The sequence below is a fragment of the Enterococcus thailandicus genome, assembly GCF_001886265.1.
Taxonomy (GTDB): domain Bacteria; phylum Bacillota; class Bacilli; order Lactobacillales; family Enterococcaceae; genus Enterococcus_B; species Enterococcus_B thailandicus.
Genome location: NZ_JXLE01000014.1, coordinates 64,135 through 82,013, shown reverse-complemented (window position 1 = coordinate 82,013; position 17,879 = coordinate 64,135). Strand labels below are relative to the sequence as shown.

The 17,879-nt window shown below is 35.9% G+C and carries 13 protein-coding genes, 1 pseudogene and 1 riboswitch; of the genes and pseudogenes, 12 read left to right on the top strand and 2 right to left on the bottom strand.

From position 1 onward, the window contains the following. Nucleotides 1–30: 30 nt before the first annotated feature. The 6 genes and pseudogenes from RV17_RS10205 to RV17_RS10180 form a co-directional block, all read left to right on the top strand. Nucleotides 31–972: pseudogene (locus RV17_RS10205) on the top strand (WxLIP family cell surface protein); the annotation flags it as partial. Further along, on the top strand, nt 953–1,708 hold the full coding sequence (locus tag RV17_RS10200) for a class A sortase (RefSeq protein ID WP_071869154.1): 756 nt from the start codon (nt 953–955) through the stop codon (nt 1,706–1,708). The pseudogene RV17_RS10205 and the gene RV17_RS10200, both read left to right, overlap by 20 nt. A gap of 1 nt (nt 1,709) precedes the next feature. After that, entirely contained in the window at nt 1,710–2,159 is a 450-nt protein-coding gene (locus tag RV17_RS10195) for a hypothetical protein (RefSeq protein WP_083571982.1), read from the top strand. A gap of 6 nt (nt 2,160–2,165) precedes the next feature. Next, the gene (locus RV17_RS10190) at nt 2,166–3,590 is read left to right on the top strand and encodes a helix-turn-helix domain-containing protein (protein ID WP_071869153.1); all 1,425 of its coding nucleotides are present in this window, start codon (nt 2,166–2,168) and stop codon (nt 3,588–3,590) included. Between the two features lie 451 nt (nt 3,591–4,041). Further along, on the top strand, nt 4,042–4,689 hold the full coding sequence (locus RV17_RS10185) for a FusB/FusC family EF-G-binding protein (RefSeq protein ID WP_067483924.1): 648 nt from the start codon (nt 4,042–4,044) through the stop codon (nt 4,687–4,689). 41 nt (nt 4,690–4,730) lie between these two features. Further along, nucleotides 4,731–4,795: riboswitch (Fluoride riboswitch) on the top strand. A 53-nt stretch (nt 4,796–4,848) separates the two neighbouring features. Further along, nucleotides 4,849–6,114 (top strand): voltage-gated chloride channel family protein, encoded by a 1,266-nt coding sequence (locus tag RV17_RS10180; RefSeq protein ID WP_071869152.1) that lies wholly within the window; start codon nt 4,849–4,851, stop codon nt 6,112–6,114. Nucleotides 6,115–6,323: 209 nt separating this feature from the next. On the opposite strand, the gene RV17_RS10175 is transcribed toward RV17_RS10180, so the two are convergent. Continuing rightward, nucleotides 6,324–7,523 carry a YdcF family protein gene (locus tag RV17_RS10175; RefSeq protein ID WP_071869151.1) on the bottom strand — a complete coding sequence of 400 codons (1,200 nt, stop codon included), beginning with the start codon at nt 7,521–7,523 and terminating at the stop codon, nt 6,324–6,326. Nucleotides 7,524–7,693: 170 nt separating this feature from the next. Continuing rightward, nucleotides 7,694–9,001 carry a serine hydrolase gene (locus RV17_RS10170; RefSeq protein WP_071869150.1) on the bottom strand — a complete coding sequence of 436 codons (1,308 nt, stop codon included), beginning with the start codon at nt 8,999–9,001 and terminating at the stop codon, nt 7,694–7,696. A 502-nt stretch (nt 9,002–9,503) separates the two neighbouring features. Here RV17_RS10170 and RV17_RS10165 point away from each other — a divergent pair. From RV17_RS10165 to asnS, 6 genes are all read left to right on the top strand, one after another. Continuing rightward, nucleotides 9,504–10,625 carry a baeRF6 domain-containing protein gene (locus RV17_RS10165; RefSeq protein WP_071869149.1) on the top strand — a complete coding sequence of 374 codons (1,122 nt, stop codon included), beginning with the start codon at nt 9,504–9,506 and terminating at the stop codon, nt 10,623–10,625. Nucleotides 10,626–11,326: 701 nt separating this feature from the next. Next, complete coding sequence (locus RV17_RS10155; protein ID WP_002288762.1) at nt 11,327–11,527, top strand: cold-shock protein; 201 nt, start codon at nt 11,327–11,329, stop codon at nt 11,525–11,527. 374 nt (nt 11,528–11,901) lie between these two features. Next, on the top strand, nt 11,902–14,682 hold the full coding sequence (locus RV17_RS10150; protein ID WP_071869147.1) for a helicase C-terminal domain-containing protein: 2,781 nt from the start codon (nt 11,902–11,904) through the stop codon (nt 14,680–14,682). 52 nt (nt 14,683–14,734) lie between these two features. Beyond that, entirely contained in the window at nt 14,735–15,262 is a 528-nt protein-coding gene (locus tag RV17_RS10145) for a cell wall elongation regulator TseB-like domain-containing protein (RefSeq protein ID WP_071869146.1), read from the top strand. A gap of 19 nt (nt 15,263–15,281) precedes the next feature. After that, nucleotides 15,282–16,478, top strand: coding sequence for a pyridoxal phosphate-dependent aminotransferase (locus RV17_RS10140; protein ID WP_071869145.1), 1,197 nt, complete (start codon nt 15,282–15,284; stop codon nt 16,476–16,478). Nucleotides 16,479–16,511: 33 nt separating this feature from the next. Then, nucleotides 16,512–17,810, top strand: coding sequence for an asparagine--tRNA ligase (gene asnS, locus RV17_RS10135; protein WP_067483937.1), 1,299 nt, complete (start codon nt 16,512–16,514; stop codon nt 17,808–17,810). Nucleotides 17,811–17,879 lie beyond the last annotated feature (69 nt).

Genomic DNA, 17,879 nt, shown 5'->3' with positions numbered 1-17,879 from the left:
AAGTTGTCTAAGATTTAATACTAACACCATTATTTTGATATCCAGCTCGAACCAAATCAACAAGAAAAGTTAAACGTTAATTTGCGAAATGATACGGATAAAGAAGTTAAAATTGATGTTTCACTAAATAGTGCTACGACTAATTCAAATGTAGTAGTTGAATATGGAAAAAATGAGATAAAAAAAGATAGTAGCCTAACATTTAATCTGGAAGATTATGTGGACTATCCAGAAACAGTTACCTTGAAACCTCATAGTAATCAAACCGTTACCTTCCAAGTTACGATGCCAAATGAAACATTTGATGGCGTACTGGCTAGTGGGATTACATTTAAAGAAGTTCAAGATGAAGAGAAACAAAAGGAAAAAGATGAGCAAGGATTATCAATCAAAAATGAGTATTCTTATGTTGTAGCTTTACTGATGCGCCAAAACTTAAATGAAGTGGCACCTAATTTAATTCTTCATGAGGTTGAGCCTGGGCAAATCAATGCTAGAAATGTCATTTTAGCGAATATCCAAAATGATCAAAAAACGTATATCAACCAAGTGAGTATTCAAACCAAAATTACAAAAAAAGGTCGCTCAGAAGTTTTATACCGTGAAGATAAAGAAGATTTACAGATTGCACCAAACAGCAACTTTTCTTTTCCTACTTCTCTAGGTGGTGCTGCCTTGGAACCAGGTGAGTATAATCTAAAAATGACTGTATTTGGAAATGAAAATGAGTCAGGAAAGTTTACTAGAGAAAAAGAGAACACGACTGTTAACTACACCAACTATTGGGAATTTGAAAAAGATTTTACAATTGCTGGTGATGTTGCTCAGAAGTTAAATGCGAAGGATGTCACAATCAAAAAAGATAATACTAAACTTTATATCCTGATAGGAATCATTTTCTTGTTATTGATGTTGTTGCTGATACTTTGGTTGATTTGGAGAAAGAAAAAACATGAGGAAGAACAAACTTAAAATCATTATCAATTTACTTTTTATTATGGGTGTATGTTTGATTTCTTTTCCTATTATTAAAAATACAATTACAATCGTAAAAATTCAAAAGACAAAAGTAGTAACAAAGGAAGAACTGCCAGTAGTAAACCCGAATGAACGAATCGTTTTACCGACAATTGAAAGTTATCTAACAGCATCTTCCAAAAATCTTGGAACAGCTATCGGAGAACTAAACATTCCCAGCCAGAAAATAAAAATACCTATTTTTGCTGGTTTAAACAATCAACAAATGTTATTTGGTGTAGGGGCTATGTATCCAGAGCGTAATGTTCTAAAGGATAACTTGGTACTTTTGGGTCATCATTTAAGCATGACGGAGCTACTATTGGGCAATATTCAAAATTTACAAGTCAATGACAAAATCACTGTGACCTATCTAACGAACAAGATACAATATCGAGTAATTAAAAAGGAAACAGTCAATGAAACGAATCTTAGTGTTTTAGAAAGTACGAACATACCTCAGTTAACACTCATTACTTGTGATAAGCCTGAGCTTACTGATAAACGAATTGTAGTGACTGCAAAACTAGTTGATCGGGAAGAACAAGAAACTTTACAGAATACTAAGAATAATGTGACACCAAATAAAAAAATATTACAAAGGAGTATCGTGAAATATAGCTTAATACCTCTTTTCATAATGTTCACTGCATTAGGTATAGGTAGCTATGTGATTTGGCGATACGTATAAAATGATGAATCAGTATAAAAATATTTTATTGTGGAGTTCTATTATTCTCTCCCTTTTAAAAGCAACAAGTGTAGTATATGGAGAAGAAAATCAGCATCCTATTTATGACCCAACAAACCCTAATCAACAAGTCCAACCACTGGAAAATACACATGAAAATGAAGCCGTTGTTTCAATCGAAGATAGTTCTGAAACAGTATCTGAAACACAAGAGAGTAGTAAGGAATCGAAAGAAATACAAAAATCTTCTGCTACAACTTCAGTAACAAATGAAAAGGCTCAAAAGAAACCAACTAAGAAAATTTATTTAACGAAAGAACTATTTAATGTCAACAAAGATGTTATACAAAATGGTGGTCTTGATGGTGACGACCCAGACCCCGATAATCTATTTTATTTCCAATTGATTGATGAATTAGTGGGAACAGCAATATATGGAAGAAAGAGCTGATTACTAATGAATTATGAGTTTTTTTTGAGCAAAGAGGACTATCGCAGTTATTCCTTACTTAAATATTTGGAAGAAAGCTCAAATTTGTCAGAATCAATACTGAAAATCCAAGAGGAATTATCATTATCAACTTTCCTTTTGAAAAAAACGATTGAAAACTTAAATGATGATCTTGATGAGCTAGGTATAAGTGAACATTTAAAGATTCTTGCGACAGGTACAGAAGTTTCTTTAGAGATTGATGGCCATTACTCTAGTGGTTTTTTATTGTCAAATTATATCAAACGATCCATTTATTTAGATTTATTGATTGAATTTTTTCGAGAAGATTACACTACCCTTGAAGTTTTTGCAGATGAGCACCATATCAGTTATTCTTCAGCGTATACTATCTTGCAAGAGCTAAAAAAAGTGTTGAAGAAGCATCAGATTTTTTTTGATAAAAAAAAATTATACGGAAATCGAAGGAATATTGTCATTTTCTATTATCAATTATTTCTGGTTACAGATATTTCTTATACGAAAGTTTATCCGGGAGATGTCATCGATCAAACAAATCAATTTATTTTTTTATTAAGTAATGAATATTCTTTGTCTGTTTATGAAAAGAAAAAATTATTTCATTATCTATCTGTCAATTTATTAGCAGAGAAGTCAAAAGAGTTAGAGATTTGTAAAAACATTATCCATTTTTTCTCTGAAGAAGACGTTACAAAAATAAAAAAGTTATTAAAAATATCTTCAACTACTTTTGGCTATCTAGTTCTGATTTGGCTTTATCTGAATGATAAAGTAGATCGAACGTATATCGAAAACAATAAAGACGAGGGTATCGAACAGTTAAATGATCACTTTATCCAAAAAATTGAAGAACGATTTAAGCCGCTTCAAGAAGAAAATACTTGGGAAATTCGTAGAGAACTAAGTAAAATTCATTTTAATATTCTGTATTATCCTATCAATAAATTTGATGAATTTACTATTAATATTTATTTTTTTAGGCAAAATTATCCGGAGTTCTACTTCTATTTGTTAGATTATGTCAAGTTATTAACGGAAGAGTACAAAGAATTATCTCGAGATAAAATTTTTCTGTTTTTTAGTTACTTGATGTTAGTAATCAATTATATACCGATCAAATTGATTTCTGATCCGGTAAAAGTCGGTATCGATTTTTCTTACGGATCTGCTTATAACCAATTCATCAAGAAAAACTTAGGTTTATATATCAATCTAAATGTAGAGGTCGTTGATGATGAACAATCAGCTTATACAGATGTAGTTATTACCAACATGAATAATTTGTATGGGGAAAGTTCTCCACAAGTTGTCGTCTGGTTAAATCCACCTCGCCCCGTCGATTGGGGAAATCTTACCAAGATTTTGTTGAAAATCCAAGAGGAAAAATATAAGAATAGTCAAAACAACTAATACTCGTACAAGTATTGTTACCAAAAAAAGACTTTTAGCTATTGATCAGTAGCCAAACATCGAAAAATGTTTTTTAGCCAAAAAGATGGAACAGAACGCAAGCACGTTTTGTCCATCTTTTTTATTGTCTGAAGTTTGATTATGGAAGAGAAAAGAGTCGATGTGTTCAAAAATGTGGAGAGCGTCTGAAACCTGTCGAAGGAATCTGGATATGTTTCTTTGAAGAGGGACACATCACAAGCAATGATTGACGAAAAAGCGAAATTGGTGTTTACTTACAGATGACCATTTAAGCAAGTACATAGATCAATACCATTAAAGGGGGTGATGATGAGATGCACACTAACGTATCTTATTTAAAAGAGTTGGGTTTGAACAAGTAACGACATGCTTTGTTGAAACAACTTTTTTCTTCAAAGTATGACTTTTGAAAGAAGAAAGGACTCTTAAAATGAAACAAACAATCCAACCATATCAATATTATTTTATTCAACGTGAAGTAGAACAATTACTTAATGCTTATTCTTCTGTGAACGATCCGAAAACGGTTCAAACAGTTCAAGCATTAGCAACTGAAAAAATTCATTCTGTCATTCAGGAAGAATTACCTGAGATCACCGATTTTTTAGCAATCGTAATGAATGTCACGCTAACACGAGCAAAAGCGGAGCGTGCGTTGGAAGAACTGAAATCCTATGTCATACCTTTTGAGCAACCTTCGAAGCAACAAGTTGACAAAATTTTTCGGAAAGTGAAAAAGCTGAAACAACCAACCTGGTCAGCATATGATCTTAGAGAACACACTTATGTAGGGTTCAACGATCCGGGAAGTCAAAGAAAGTATTTGCTTTACTATGAAGAAGGAAAACTCCAAGGAGATTACGGCAGTCTATCACCAACCATTACAAAAGGAATTTGTGCTATTTGCCAGAAAACATCGAATGTTTCACTCTTTCTTTCAACGACAAAGTCTGGTTCAGACGGTACCTATACAAAAAAAGGCAATTATATTTGTCATGATAGCGATATGTGTAATCATCAATTGGTACAACTTGAGCCATTTTATGAATTTGTTCACCGCGTGAAAAAAGAACGATAGTTGATTGTAATTTTCAGAAAATCATGCTATATTTTTAAATGAAGTGAATAGGTGATGGTGTTCGCCTTTAAACGTTTATCAATAAACTAATGACGCCTACTAAAAAACGGGATAAGTGTCCTCTTTTTTAGTAGGTGTCTTTTTTTAGGAGGAGTTTTAATGGAAAAACAAACAACAAATGTGTTAAGAATAGGAGGCTATATGCTGAAGTGGCTACTGATTACGGCCATTTTAGGAGTGGTAATGGGAAGCCTTTCAGCATTTTTCTTAAACAGTTTAACGTTTGTAACTAATTTGCGCTTGACCCATACGTGGCTATTATTTCTTTTACCCGTAAGTGGTGCTATTTTTGCTTATTTATATACAAATTATGGTGGGAATTCAAGTCGTGGAAATAATTTAGTTATCGATCAAGGTAATGGTGGGGAAGAAAGAGTTCCGCTACGATTGATTCCATTGACTTTATTTGGAACAATCACGACTCACTTATTTGGTGGATCAGTTGGTCGTGAAGGAACGGCTGTTCAAATGGGGGGCGCATTAGCAGATAACTTATCACGTGTATTTAAACTGAATCAGTTAGAGCGAGAAATCTTGATTATCAGTGGAATCAGTGCAGGATTTAGTTCTGTTTTTGGTACACCTTTGGCAGGAACCTTGTTTGGCTTAGAGGTTTTAGCAATTGGGAAAGTTCGGACAGAGGCTTTATTTCCAAGCTTTTTTGCAGCTATTTTTGCAAATCTCATGACAGAAAGTTTTGGAATTGTTCACGTCCATTATCCAATGGGAGAAATTCCTGCGTGGAGTGGTAGTTTGTTTGGTAAATTGATGTTGGCAGGAATTGTCTTTGGTCTTTGTGGCTGGGTATTTAGTCGTTCAATCGTCTTTTTGAAAAAAGTCTATGCTAATTGGTTTACGAATCCTGTTTTACGAAACTTTATGGGTGGAGCAATTGTTGTTTTGGTAGCTGTTGTCTTGCAAACGCAACGTTATCTTGGCTTAAGCTTACCTTTACTGCAAGATGCTTTTAATGGTAATGCGCACCCCTTTGATTTTTTAGGAAAACTGGGTTTTACTATTTTATCTTTGGGCGCTGGATTCCAAGGTGGGGAAGTAACACCCCTGTTTGAAATTGGTGCAACATTAGGTGCAAGTTTGGCACCAATCTTACATGTCTCTGTTCCATTTTTAGCTGGACTTGGTTTCATTGGTGTGTTTTCTGGTGCGACGAATACACCAATAGCATGCTTTATTATGGGAGTTGAATTGTTTGGTAGTGAAGCAGCCGTGTATTTCTTTTTGATTTGTCTAGTTAGCTTTATGTGTTCTGGCAACAATGGTATTTATTCTGCACAACAGGTTAGCATAAAAAAGGGAATCTTTTTTACACCTGTTCTTGAGTCATTCCGCAATAAAAGAAAATAAAAAAGCAAGTCGAGGTCAGTTCGGACTTCGACTTGCTTTTTGTTTTGTGGATATTTTTTGTTGAGTGATTAAGGTTTGGAGCTACAACCCTTTATTCACGGTGTTCCCAAAACAACTCCTCCATATAGCTTGCAGATACTTCAAATATGCAAAGCTATTTTGAGTGTCTGCTCACTATCTAGTCGGAGCTGAACGTTTTGCGCCACAACCTAACTAAACAGTGTTACCAACACTAGCAACAAATCAAAAGCGAAAATCAACGAACACATAATGAGATGGCGCTTTTTATTCAGCATCAAGATTGCAATGTATTCTCTTAGAAAAGCATTTGGCAGATAATATAAAGCTGTCTTTGAACCAATTCCGTTTGCTTTGAGTTGTGCTTGTCGCGCATAAAGTCCTGCACGAAAAATATGATAGTTATTTGAACTGAAGATTGCTTGGTAAGGGCCTTTCATTAAACGATCCATGATTTCCTTAGAAAAACGCATATTTTCTAAAGTAGTCGTTGAATTTGTTTCAACAATAATCTGTTCTTCCGGAATGCCTTTTTTCAACGCGTAATTTTTCATTGCAACAGCTTCAGGCAACTTCTCGTCAGCTCCTTGTCCGCCAGACATCAATAATTTTGGTGGATTAAGTGTTGCTCGCTCTTGCGCTCGATAAAAGGCAATTGCTTTATCAATTCGTTGACCAAGTAAAGGTGATACTTTTTCACCACCCAAAAGTCCAGCACCTAAAACGATGATGAAATCTTGGTTGAACCGTGGACGATTGAATTGATATAGAACAGAAATCGTCAAGAAATTATAAAATACGACAAACAAGTAGAATAAAATCATGGGTACAACACTGAACAAAACGTTTGCCCACTGTGGCAGATATTGAAGTAAGAAAAGTTCAGTTAACAAAAAGATGGTTAAGAAAACACCAAGCAATAATGTCAACAAATTCGCTAGTGAATGTGATTCTTTTTTTAATACCACGATGCCATTCCAAAATAAAACGACAATCAATATATATAATCCAAACAACAGGATTAAAAGAAGGGGAATAGCAATCAGTGCAAGCAATCCACCAATGAAAACATTCTCTGTTTCAAACAAAAGCATGACTAAGTAAATACCGAAACTGATCAGAAATAAATTAAACAACCACCCATTCAGTAGTCGCCTTTTCTCCGTAAAATAAAAAAAGGCAAAGACACTAAAAAAGAATAAGGGAATCATAAAAAAGAGTGAGTGATAGGAAATTTCTAATACAATCAAGTAAGTCAGTAATACACCAAAGGACCATGTACTACCATAGAAAAAAAGTGCAGGATCTTTTTGTTTTTTCCGCCAATAATAAATACCAACAATGCCTAAAAAATAGAGAGCCATAAAAGCTAGATCTCTGGTTAAATTCATAAGTTCAACTCCTTTTTCATTCATTAAGTATAACGAAATTTCTCTAAAAAAGCTTTTAATAAAACTAAAAAATTGAAAGAAGATGAGCGAAATAAAAAAGCGTGAGAGCCGTTGTCGTGTGACAAACGTTTCTCACGCTTAATGAATTGTAGATTACTTTAATTAGGAGATTAAAAAAGATTTGTAAAGAATTCAGCGACATGTCGCCAACCAAGAACGAAAATATTCGCTTTTTCAACTTTAGCAGTTGTGATGATATCAGTTGCAGGTGCATCTTTTTCATCTAAATAGCCAAGTTTGTCATCTGCTAAAGTGATTGTGACAGTACCGACTTTTGTTCCTTTGTCTGCAGGTGCTTGAATTTTTTGATCGGTTAATGAATCTTTTGCAAGTGTAGGTGTAATGGTTAACTTTCCTGTATCCATGTCATTACGAACCCAAACTTTAACTGGTGACTTAAGTGCGACTGGAACAGTTTGTTCTTTACCGTCAAGAACATCGATTGTTTTCATGTCTGGAATACTTGCGCCAGCTTTACCTAATTCTTTTTCTGACCAGTTGTCATAGCAGTAGTCCATTAAGTTTGCAGTAGCAGTAAAGCGAGCACTTGGATTTTCTTCATGGCCATCAGCATTTAATACAACGGTGATTACACGACGATCATCTTTTTTGATCGTACCAACAAAACAGGCACCGGCCAAATCAGTTGTTCCAGTTTTTAATCCATCAACGCCTTCTTTGTGGTTGATAAATCCCGGAAGCATCCAGTTCCAGTTAACCATCTCAACTGGGGAAACCGTATCTTCACCAAACATTTGAGTCGCAGTACTAGTGACTTCTAAAATCTCTGGATAATCTAGAATCAGGTGACGAGCAACAATAGCGACATCACGTGCAGAAAGCTGATTTTCGTCTGTTTCAGAGCTTCCTGGGTAGCGATTATCCCCCAAATAGCTATTATTTAGTCCAGAAGCATTGACTAAAGTAGCATCTGTGATACCCCATTTTTTTAATTGTGTTTGCATCAACTCAACGAATTTAGGTTCACTACCAGCAATTTTTTCAGCAAGTGCAACAATTGATGCGTTAGCAGATTGGATTGCAGCAGAATCAAAAAGTTCTTTGACAGTATACGTGTTTTCCTTGTGCAATGGCACATTTGATAGATCTGGTGTAACACTTAATTCTTCCGCATAATCTGAAATGGATACTTCATCATCCCAAGCAAGCTTTCCCTGTTTAACTTGGTCAAGGATAATGTAAAGACCAATGATTTTTGTGACTGAGGCAATCCCCATCGGTGTATCACCATCTTGGTTATACAAAATCTTACCGGTTTCGGCATCAATTGCAAAGGCCGCTTTGGCGCCAACAGAAAACGTGTCGTCAGCCCTAACAGTTAATGTGGGGAAAAGGGAGGCAACACATAAGATGAGGCTAGCAAGCAGAACAACTAACCGTGTTTTTTTTATGGACATATTCAGTCTCCTTATCGATTTCTTTTCGTACAAATTAAAATTTTATCAGAGAGTGTGGGGACTTTCAATGTTTCTGAAAAAAACTTTAGATGTCAGCAAATCAGGAGACGTAGAGTCAAAATTATAGTAGAAATCAATCGTTTTTTACACGTATTTTAACTGGTTGTGGGTCAAGTTCGACGACACGACTAGCGACAAATGCGAATAAGCTCATCATACTCAATAAACTAAAAATAATTAGTAATTGCATCTTTTTCACCTCATTTAAGTTAGTGATTAATCCATTTTTTGAAGTTTTTCTATTTGATAACTTAATCATAATAGTAAATTTTGAATCATTTGCTGAGAAGTTTAGAGGAAATAATGGTTTAAATGTGAACAAAACATGAATTATTGAGAAACGAGAAAACGTTTGCGGGTTGCAATTCGTTTTATTGGGTTGAAAAAAATTGTTGTGGTAGACTTTAAATGTAGGAATGATTTTTTTAGGAGGGATGCGTTTATGACAAAAATCGATAAAGAATTGTTGTCTCAATTAGCTTCAGAAGGTGCAAAAGGTCCGTTTGTAACAATTATGTTGAATACACACGTTTCACATCAAGATGTTGAAAAAGATCAAATCAAATTTAAAAATTTTGCGAAAGAAGCCAAAAAACGTTTTGAAAAAAAATACTCAAAACATGAGTGGACTCCATTTAAAGAAAAGATTGAGGAAATCCTAAAAGATGCTTCATTTTGGCGTAGTGGCACAAAAAGTGTGGCAGTTGTCTTAAATGAAGAGCAATCGTATATTTACCGTTTAAGTATTCCAGTTGATGATCAATATTATGTTAGTGATTTACCTTATTTATTGGCAATCATTAAAAATGCGCAATTCAACTATTCTTATTATTTATTAGGGTTGAATCGCGATTCCATGAAGTTGTATGAAGTAAGCAACAAGTTGGTCAAAGAAATCGAATTACCAGAAGATGCACCAGTAGATATCGTAACAGCTTTGGGCGACGAGTTAACAGGTGGAAATCTAAACTTTATTACGAGTGGTAAAGCAGGGAATTCAAAAGAAGGTGTGACGTTCCATGGAGTCAGCACGAAAGATGAAGAAGTCAAAATCGATTGGATTAACTATTATCAAGCGGTAGATAATTATTTACGTGATACATTTGAAAATCCAGAAAAATGGCCAATTTATTTATTTGCCTTACCTGAAAATCAAGCTGTTTTCAAAAAAGTAGCAAAAAATCCAGACTATCGTTCAGATGTTGCTGTCTCAGCTTCACCAGCGCAATTGTCATTAAAAGATATTGAGGTTGGCGCGCAACGTTTGTCAAAAGAATTGGCAGATAAAGAAGCTGAAAGTTATAACAAATTGTTGGATAAAAAATTCATTGATCAATTAGTGGATATTGTTCCAGCGGCGAAAGAAGGTAAAATTTCGCATTTGTTTATTGCAACTTCTAATTTAGTCGATGGCTTTGGTGAAGATCCGGAAACGGAATATGATCGCCGCCAAGTTTTAAATCAATTGGCGGATGATGTCATTGAAACTGGTGGACAAGTCTTTATCTTAGATCAAAAAGAATCGCCAGATGAAAAGAGTTTGGTGGCAATTTTGCGTTATTAAGGAAAGTTGTAGCGCAAAACGTTTAGCTCCGACAAGATAGTGAGCAGCCATTCAAAACAGCATCTCATGTTTTGAAGTGGATGAAAGCTATGTGGAGAAGTTACCGTGTATTAGGTTGTGGCTCCAAGCGTTCAGCTTCAAGCAATAAGGAATTTTTTCTAAAAATAGCTACTCATGTTTTTATGAAAAAAAGACTTATTGTCGAAGAAGCTGCTTGGGGAACACCGAGAAAAAGGGCGCGAATGAAGCCCATCCACTTTAATAGATAACAAAAAGAATTTTTGATTTGACCACGAAAATAAGGCTGAAAATAGTGCACAAAGAACAGTTAAGAGTGACCTGCTTTTAAGTATTAGAAAAGGCTTGCTGTGTTATTTCTCTTATTTTTACTATGGACAAGAAGTCAGACGTTACGCTGGCTTCTTGTTCTTTTTTTTTGCGTATCCGTTTCCTTTCTTAATAATCAAAAAACTTCAAAGAAAATTGTTCGAGTTCTACTTAAGGTGGGAATTGTGAAAAAAATGGAGTTTTTTTAAATAAATGTTCTAAAATTCTAGCTATTCCAATAGATGTATGGTATATTAATAGTCGTAGTTTCTGTTCGGTAATTATGGTAGCTTGTTTCAAATAAACATCTTCCAGATATTCACCATACAAGTAATTGCAAAATATGTGTTTGAAACACAAGGAGGATTTTTATTATGGAAACAGGTACAGTTAAATGGTTTAACTCAGAAAAAGGATTTGGATTTATCACTGCAGAAAACGGAAACGACGTATTCGTTCATTTCTCAGCTATCCAAGGCGACGGATTCAAAACTTTAGAAGAAGGCCAAGCAGTAACTTTTGATGTTGAAGAAGGTCAACGTGGACCTCAAGCAACTAACGTTACTAAAGCTTAATTAACCTATAAATTAAACAAAAGCTTGGAGTAGTTATCTTTTGATAATTATTCCAAGCTTTTTTATTGTGTCAGAGTTGATTCTTTTTTCTTGATCCAATCAGTAACGATTCAATTTTTTACAGAAAAAATAAAAGGGAGAGGCTAGGATAAAAATTCTCAGCCTTTTTTTGTTACGAAAGTTAGCCAGCAAGGAAAAAAATCTTTGAGAAGGGAAGAAAAGGTGGATAAAAAAAGTGTGAATCATTTTTGAACGTTCGTTCTTTCTTTTTAAGGTGAAACACTTTTGTCGCAGCCTCTTCTTTGTAGTATAATTTCAAAAGAAACACCCGTACTAAAAAAGTAAATGAAGCGGCAAGAGAAGAGGAAATTATTTTGAAACCAACAACTTATGCAGTCGTCGATATTGAAACGACTGGGACGAACCCAAAAGAAGATCGTATTATTCAATTTGGCTGCGTCATGATTGAAGCTGGTCGAATTACTTCCCGCTTTTCGATCGACATTAATCCGGGGCGAAAGATTTCAAAACAAATCCAACATTTAACAGGAATTTCGAACCAACGCGTCCAGCGTGCGCCTTATTTTGAAGATGTCGCACCGACGATTTACAATCTCTTAGCAGAAACAGTATTTGTCGCACATAATATTTACTTTGATTATAAATTTTTGAATCAAGAATTGATGCGGTGTGGTCTTCCAGAATTAAAGATTCCGGGGATTGATACGGTTGAATTAGCGCAGATTTTTTTACCAACAGAACCAAGTTTTCGCTTGAGCGATTTATCTGAAAGTTTAGGATTTATTCATGAAAATCCACATCAGGCAGACAGCGATGCGGAAGTGACTGGTCAGCTCCTTTTACTGATTGAAGAACGCATGCGTCAGTTGCCATTAGTTACGTTGGAAGAAATCGTTCGGCTAAGTAAATACACTGGGATGGATACGAGCCGATTCATCGCACGTGTTGTTGAAGAGATGAAACAGCAAGTCCAGCCATTAGATGATTCGATTGAGATCATTGATGGGATTGCACTACAGAAGAAACAAGTGGAGCTGTTTTCCCAGGTTCACTACGGTAAACAAACTTATCCAAGAAAAAAACAGGCAAAAGAGCGAATGTTTGGCGAAACATTGATGTATCGTAAAGAACAAAATCGTTTGATGAATGCAGTATATGATCACTTCACTAAAAAAGAGGAACAAAAAAACTTGATGATCGAAGCTGCGACGGGAATGGGGAAAACGATTGGCTACTTGTTACCACTAAGCTATTTGGCAACACCTGAGAAACCAGCTATTATTAGTACTGTTTCACTAGTCCTTCAGCAACAAATCGTCGAGAAAGACATTCCTTTGCTAAACCAATTACTGGATCAACCGATTCAAGCAACAATCATCAAAAGTTTTCGTCATTATATTGATCTTCAACGGTTGAAAGCGACACTGAACGAAGCACCAAGTCAAAAACAATATGCATTGTATCAAATGTCGGTTTTAGTTTGGCTGACACAAACACAAACCGGTGATTTAGATGAATTACATTTGACGAATTTGAACCATGTCTTTTTCCACGATATTGCTCATCGTGGCGTTCATTTTTTAGCACCCAATCAGCCATTTTACGAACAAGATTTTGTTCGCTTTTTATTGAAAAAAGCAAAACAAAGTAATTTTTTGATTGTTAATCATGCATTTTTAGTCCAAGAAACGTTGCGTAAAGAGCCATTACTACCTGAGAGCCCCTATTTGTTGATTGATGAGGCGCATCATTTGCCTGAAATTGCTGAGAAAATCAATGATCGAAGATTGAGTGTGGCACATTTTTATAAACAAGTACAGCAGTTGAATGATGAAGGGCAATTGTTTGATCGCATGAGCAGTTATTTGCCAGATAATCATGAAGTGACTCGTTGGTTACAGATTTACCGGCAGGAATTAGTTTCTTTATGTGAGGCACAGTTCACGATTGCAGAAGGTCTGACGGAGTTGTTGAACCAAAACGGAAACAGTCATCAAGAAGAGGTCATGGTAACGAAAGAATTATTAGATGAATTACCATTTGAGGCAGGGATTGCGATTGATCATCTGCAATTATTCTATCGGGAAATTTATCAGCTTCATGAACAATTGAAATTAAGTTTGGAAATCATTCAAGAAAGCTGGTCAAATCAAATGCGCTTGGATCTAGCCAATTTGTATGCTTTATTTGACCAATTAGATACGCAACAACAATTTATGGAGCAATGGTTGGAAGATTGGCGTGAACAGTTGATTCACTGGGTCGTGCTTGGAACTGGTCCACAGCAATTGATGTTTCATCTACATGATTTTCAAGCAGCGTTATTACCTACAACAGTTTGGTATCCAAGATATCAACACATTCTTTACATTGGTGGTACTTTGAAAATTGGACCGGATCGGAATTATCTTTCAAAACGACTGGGTATTGAAGGCACACCATTGAAAGTAATTGCCTCACCATATGATTATGAAAGCCAAGCCAGAATTTATTTGCCAACAGAAGCACCCGCAGTGAATCAGGTAACAAGTCAGGAATATATCGAATACTTGACCAAAACACTAACGGGATTGATTAAACGAGAACAGCGACCTATTTTAGTCTTGTTCACCTCGCATGATATTTTGCAACAAGTCTATCAAAAAATGCATATGAGAATGCTGGAACAAGGCAGAGAAATATTAGCACAAGGATTTGGTGGAAGTCGCGAAAAATTATTGAAGCGATTCATGTTGTCAGAAATGAGTGTCCTTTTTGGTGCTGATAGCTTTTGGGAAGGTGTCGACTTGCCCGGAGATGCGCTCCAAATTGTTGTTGTCACACGACTACCTTTTGATAATCCAAAACGACCAATGGTAAAAGCTAGAAATGCCTATCTTGAATCAGAAGGAATCAATCCTTTTTATCAGGAATCAGTGCCTAAAGCAGCTTTGAAATTACGCCAAGCGTTGGGACGACTGATTCGGACTGAAACTGATCGTGGTGTGTTATTGATTTTAGATCGTCGGTTGTTAACGGCAAGATATGGTGGAAGAATTTTACGTTCTCTACCGAAAAAAGTAAAAGTCCAAGAAGAACCAATTGATGTAATCTACCAAGAAATCAGTGAATTCTTAACAAAAAACGAAGAATAAAGTCAAAGTAATCTTCCTATTTTGAGAGAAAAATCTGGTATAATGAAATGCAATGAAGATAAAGGAGCGACGATCCTTGAAGAAAGAATCAAAAAGAGAAAGAACCATTAATCGCGTGTTGCTTAGTTTGATCGTATTTTTACTAGCAGTAATCGTCTTTAGTTCGATTTTTTATTTGCGATCAAATCGCCCTTATGCACAGGCGGAAAAAGAAGCAACAGCTCTTGCAAAGAAATATGCGAATTTGGAAAATGTCGATCAGTTTTACTGGTATACGCGTGAAAAAACTTATTTTTCACTAATGGGGACGAATGACAAAAATCAAAAAATTGTAGTCGTCATTCCAAAATCTGGTGATAAGGTGAAAATCTTGGATCAAAATAAAGGTTTAACAGAAGAAGAAGCCAAACAAAAAATCCAAGAAGCACATCCAGAAGCCGTAATTGAAAAAGCAACACTAGGGATTTTTGAAGATCAGCCTGTTTGGGAAGTTGTCGCTAAAGGTACGGACAATTCATTAAGTTATTACCTTATTACATTTGAATCAGGCGATGAAGTGAAAACCATTCAAAATATTTAACTGTGAAGGGATGAAAAGGATGGAACTATCTAAGAGAGCACAACGTTTAGAGCCTTCTGTAACACTTGCAGCGGCAGCCAAAGCAAAAGCACTGAAAGCCCAAGGTAGAGATATCTTAAGCTTAACAGTAGGTGAACCAGACTTTGCAACACCTGAGAATATTCAGGAAGCTGCAATCCAAGCAATCAAAAATGGGAAAGCAAGCTATTATACACCAACTGCTGGAATTCCAGAGTTGCGCCAAGCAATTGTTGATTATTTAAAACAGCATTACCAACTTGATTATCAAGCTTCACAGACCATTGTTACTGACGGAGCAAAGTTTGCCTTATACACGCTCTTTCAAACAATTCTTGATCCCTCAGATGAAGTAATTATCCCTGTTCCTTACTGGGTAAGTTATGGGGAGCAGGTCAAATTAGCCGAAGGTGTCCCAGTCTTTGTTCGTGGAGAAGAAGCAAATGAGTTCAAAGTGACAGTGGAGCAGTTAGAGGCTGCTCGTTCTGAGAAAACGAAAGCGGTGATTATTAATTCACCGTCTAATCCGACAGGGATGATTTACACCAAAGAAGAACTGTTGGCGATTGGAAAATGGGCCGTTGCAAATAATATTTTGATTGTTGCAGATGATATTTATGGTCGTTTAGTTTATAATGGCAATGAATTTACTCCAATTGCCACATTAGGTGAAGCAATTCGTGAACAAACAATTATCATCAATGGTGTTTCAAAAACATATGCCATGACTGGTTGGCGGATTGGGTATGCAGTTGGTAATCAAGCAATCATTGACGGAATGATCACGATTGCATCACAATCGACTAGCAATCCAACAGCAGTCAGTCAGTATGCTGCAGTTGAGGCATTAAGAGGAGAACAGGATACGGTAGAAGAAATGCGTCAGGCGTTTGAAGAACGTCTCAACCGTTTGTATCCATTAGTGGCAGCATTGCCAGGAGTCAAACTTGCGAAACCGCAAGGCGCTTTCTATCTGTTCCCTAATGTGAAAGAAACGTTAACTATTTGTGGGTATAGCAATGTGACAGAATGGGTCGAAGATCTGTTAGAAGAAACAGGCGTTGCTTTAGTTACGGGTGAAGGATTTGGTGCAAGTGAAAATGTTCGTTTGAGCTATGCGACAAATCTTGGAACGCTTGAAGAAGCTGTGTTAAGGATTGCTCAATTTATTGAGAGTAAAAGTCAAAATGAATCCTGAAAGTAAAACAGGAAGAAAAAAGGAGAGTCATTCGTGGAACAAATTCAAATTATTGATTCGAAAAACCATGTAGGAGAAACTGTGACAATTGGTGCTTGGGTTGCTAACAAGCGCTCAAGCGGAAAAATTGCCTTTCTTCAACTAAGAGATGGAACAGCCTTTTTCCAAGGCGTAGTTGTCAAAAGTGAGGTACCAGAAGAAGTTTTCCAAACAGCTAAGAACTTACATCAAGAAACAGCAATCACTGTTACTGGTGAAATTCGTGAAGATAGCCGTTCAAAATTTGGATATGAAATTGGCATTACTAACATCGAAGTTGTTGGTGAAAGTCATGATTATCCAATCACACCGAAAGAACACGGTACAGACTTTTTGATGGATCACCGTCATTTATGGTTGCGCTCATCACGTCAACATGCAATTATGCAAATTAGAAATGAAATCATTCGTGCAACGTACGAATTTTTCAATGCGAATCAATTTGTTAAAATTGATCCACCAATTTTGACTGGTTCAGCACCAGAAGGCACAACAGACTTATTTGAAACAAACTATTTTGATCAAAAAGCGTATCTTTCTCAAAGTGGTCAATTATACATGGAAGCTGCTGCAATGGCATTTGGAAAAGTCTTTTCATTTGGACCAACATTCCGTGCAGAAAAATCAAAAACACGTCGTCACTTAATTGAGTTTTGGATGATTGAACCAGAAATGGCCTTTACTCATCAAGAAGAAAGCTTGGAAGTCCAAGAAAAATATGTGGCTTTCTTAGTACAAAGTGTCTTAGATAATTGTGATTATGCTTTAGATGTACTGGAACGTGATAAAGAAGTCTTGAAGTCGTATACTAAATTACCTTTCCCACGTATCACGTATGATGATGCGATTGAACTATTGAAGAAAAATGGATTTGATGATATTGAGTGGGGCGAGGACTTCGGTTCACCACACGAAACGTTTATTGCAAATTCATTTGAACAACCTGTTTTCATTTTGAACTATCCAAAAGCAATCAAACCTTTCTACATGAAACCACATCCTACACGTGAAGATGTTGTGATTTGTGCAGATATGATTGCGCCAGAAGGTTACGGCGAAATCATTGGAGGCAGTGAACGTGCAACTGATTACGAATTTTTACTAGAACAAATTCGTGAACATGGCTTAGATGAAAATGAATATTCTTGGTATCTTGACCTACGTAAATATGGCTCTGTACCTCATTCAGGTTTTGGTTTGGGTCTAGAACGTACGGTTACTTGGATTTCAGGAATTGATCATGTGCGTGAGGCAATCCCATTCCCTCGTTTGTTGAACCGTATTTATCCATAAAGGTTGTGGTTCCAAGCGATTAGCTTCAAGCAATAAGGATGCTTTTCTAAAAATAGTTTTCCATATTTT

Excerpts from the sequence above, each read along its gene's own strand:
- RV17_RS10200 (WP_071869154.1), top strand. The coding sequence starts at position 953 with ATGAGGAAGAACAAACTTAAAATCATTATCAATTTACTTTTTATTATG.
- RV17_RS10195 (WP_083571982.1), top strand. The coding sequence starts at position 1,710 with ATGATGAATCAGTATAAAAATATTTTATTGTGGAGTTCTATTATTCTC.
- RV17_RS10190 (WP_071869153.1), top strand. The coding sequence starts at position 2,166 with ATGAATTATGAGTTTTTTTTGAGCAAAGAGGACTATCGCAGTTATTCC.
- RV17_RS10185 (WP_067483924.1), top strand. The coding sequence starts at position 4,042 with ATGAAACAAACAATCCAACCATATCAATATTATTTTATTCAACGTGAA.
- RV17_RS10180 (WP_071869152.1), top strand. The coding sequence starts at position 4,849 with ATGGAAAAACAAACAACAAATGTGTTAAGAATAGGAGGCTATATGCTG.
- RV17_RS10175 (WP_071869151.1), bottom strand. The coding sequence starts at position 7,523 with ATGAATTTAACCAGAGATCTAGCTTTTATGGCTCTCTATTTTTTAGGC.
- RV17_RS10170 (WP_071869150.1), bottom strand. The coding sequence starts at position 9,001 with ATGTCCATAAAAAAAACACGGTTAGTTGTTCTGCTTGCTAGCCTCATC.
- RV17_RS10165 (WP_071869149.1), top strand. The coding sequence starts at position 9,504 with ATGACAAAAATCGATAAAGAATTGTTGTCTCAATTAGCTTCAGAAGGT.
- RV17_RS10155 (WP_002288762.1), top strand. The coding sequence starts at position 11,327 with ATGGAAACAGGTACAGTTAAATGGTTTAACTCAGAAAAAGGATTTGGA.
- RV17_RS10145 (WP_071869146.1), top strand. The coding sequence starts at position 14,735 with ATGAAGATAAAGGAGCGACGATCCTTGAAGAAAGAATCAAAAAGAGAA.
- RV17_RS10140 (WP_071869145.1), top strand. The coding sequence starts at position 15,282 with ATGGAACTATCTAAGAGAGCACAACGTTTAGAGCCTTCTGTAACACTT.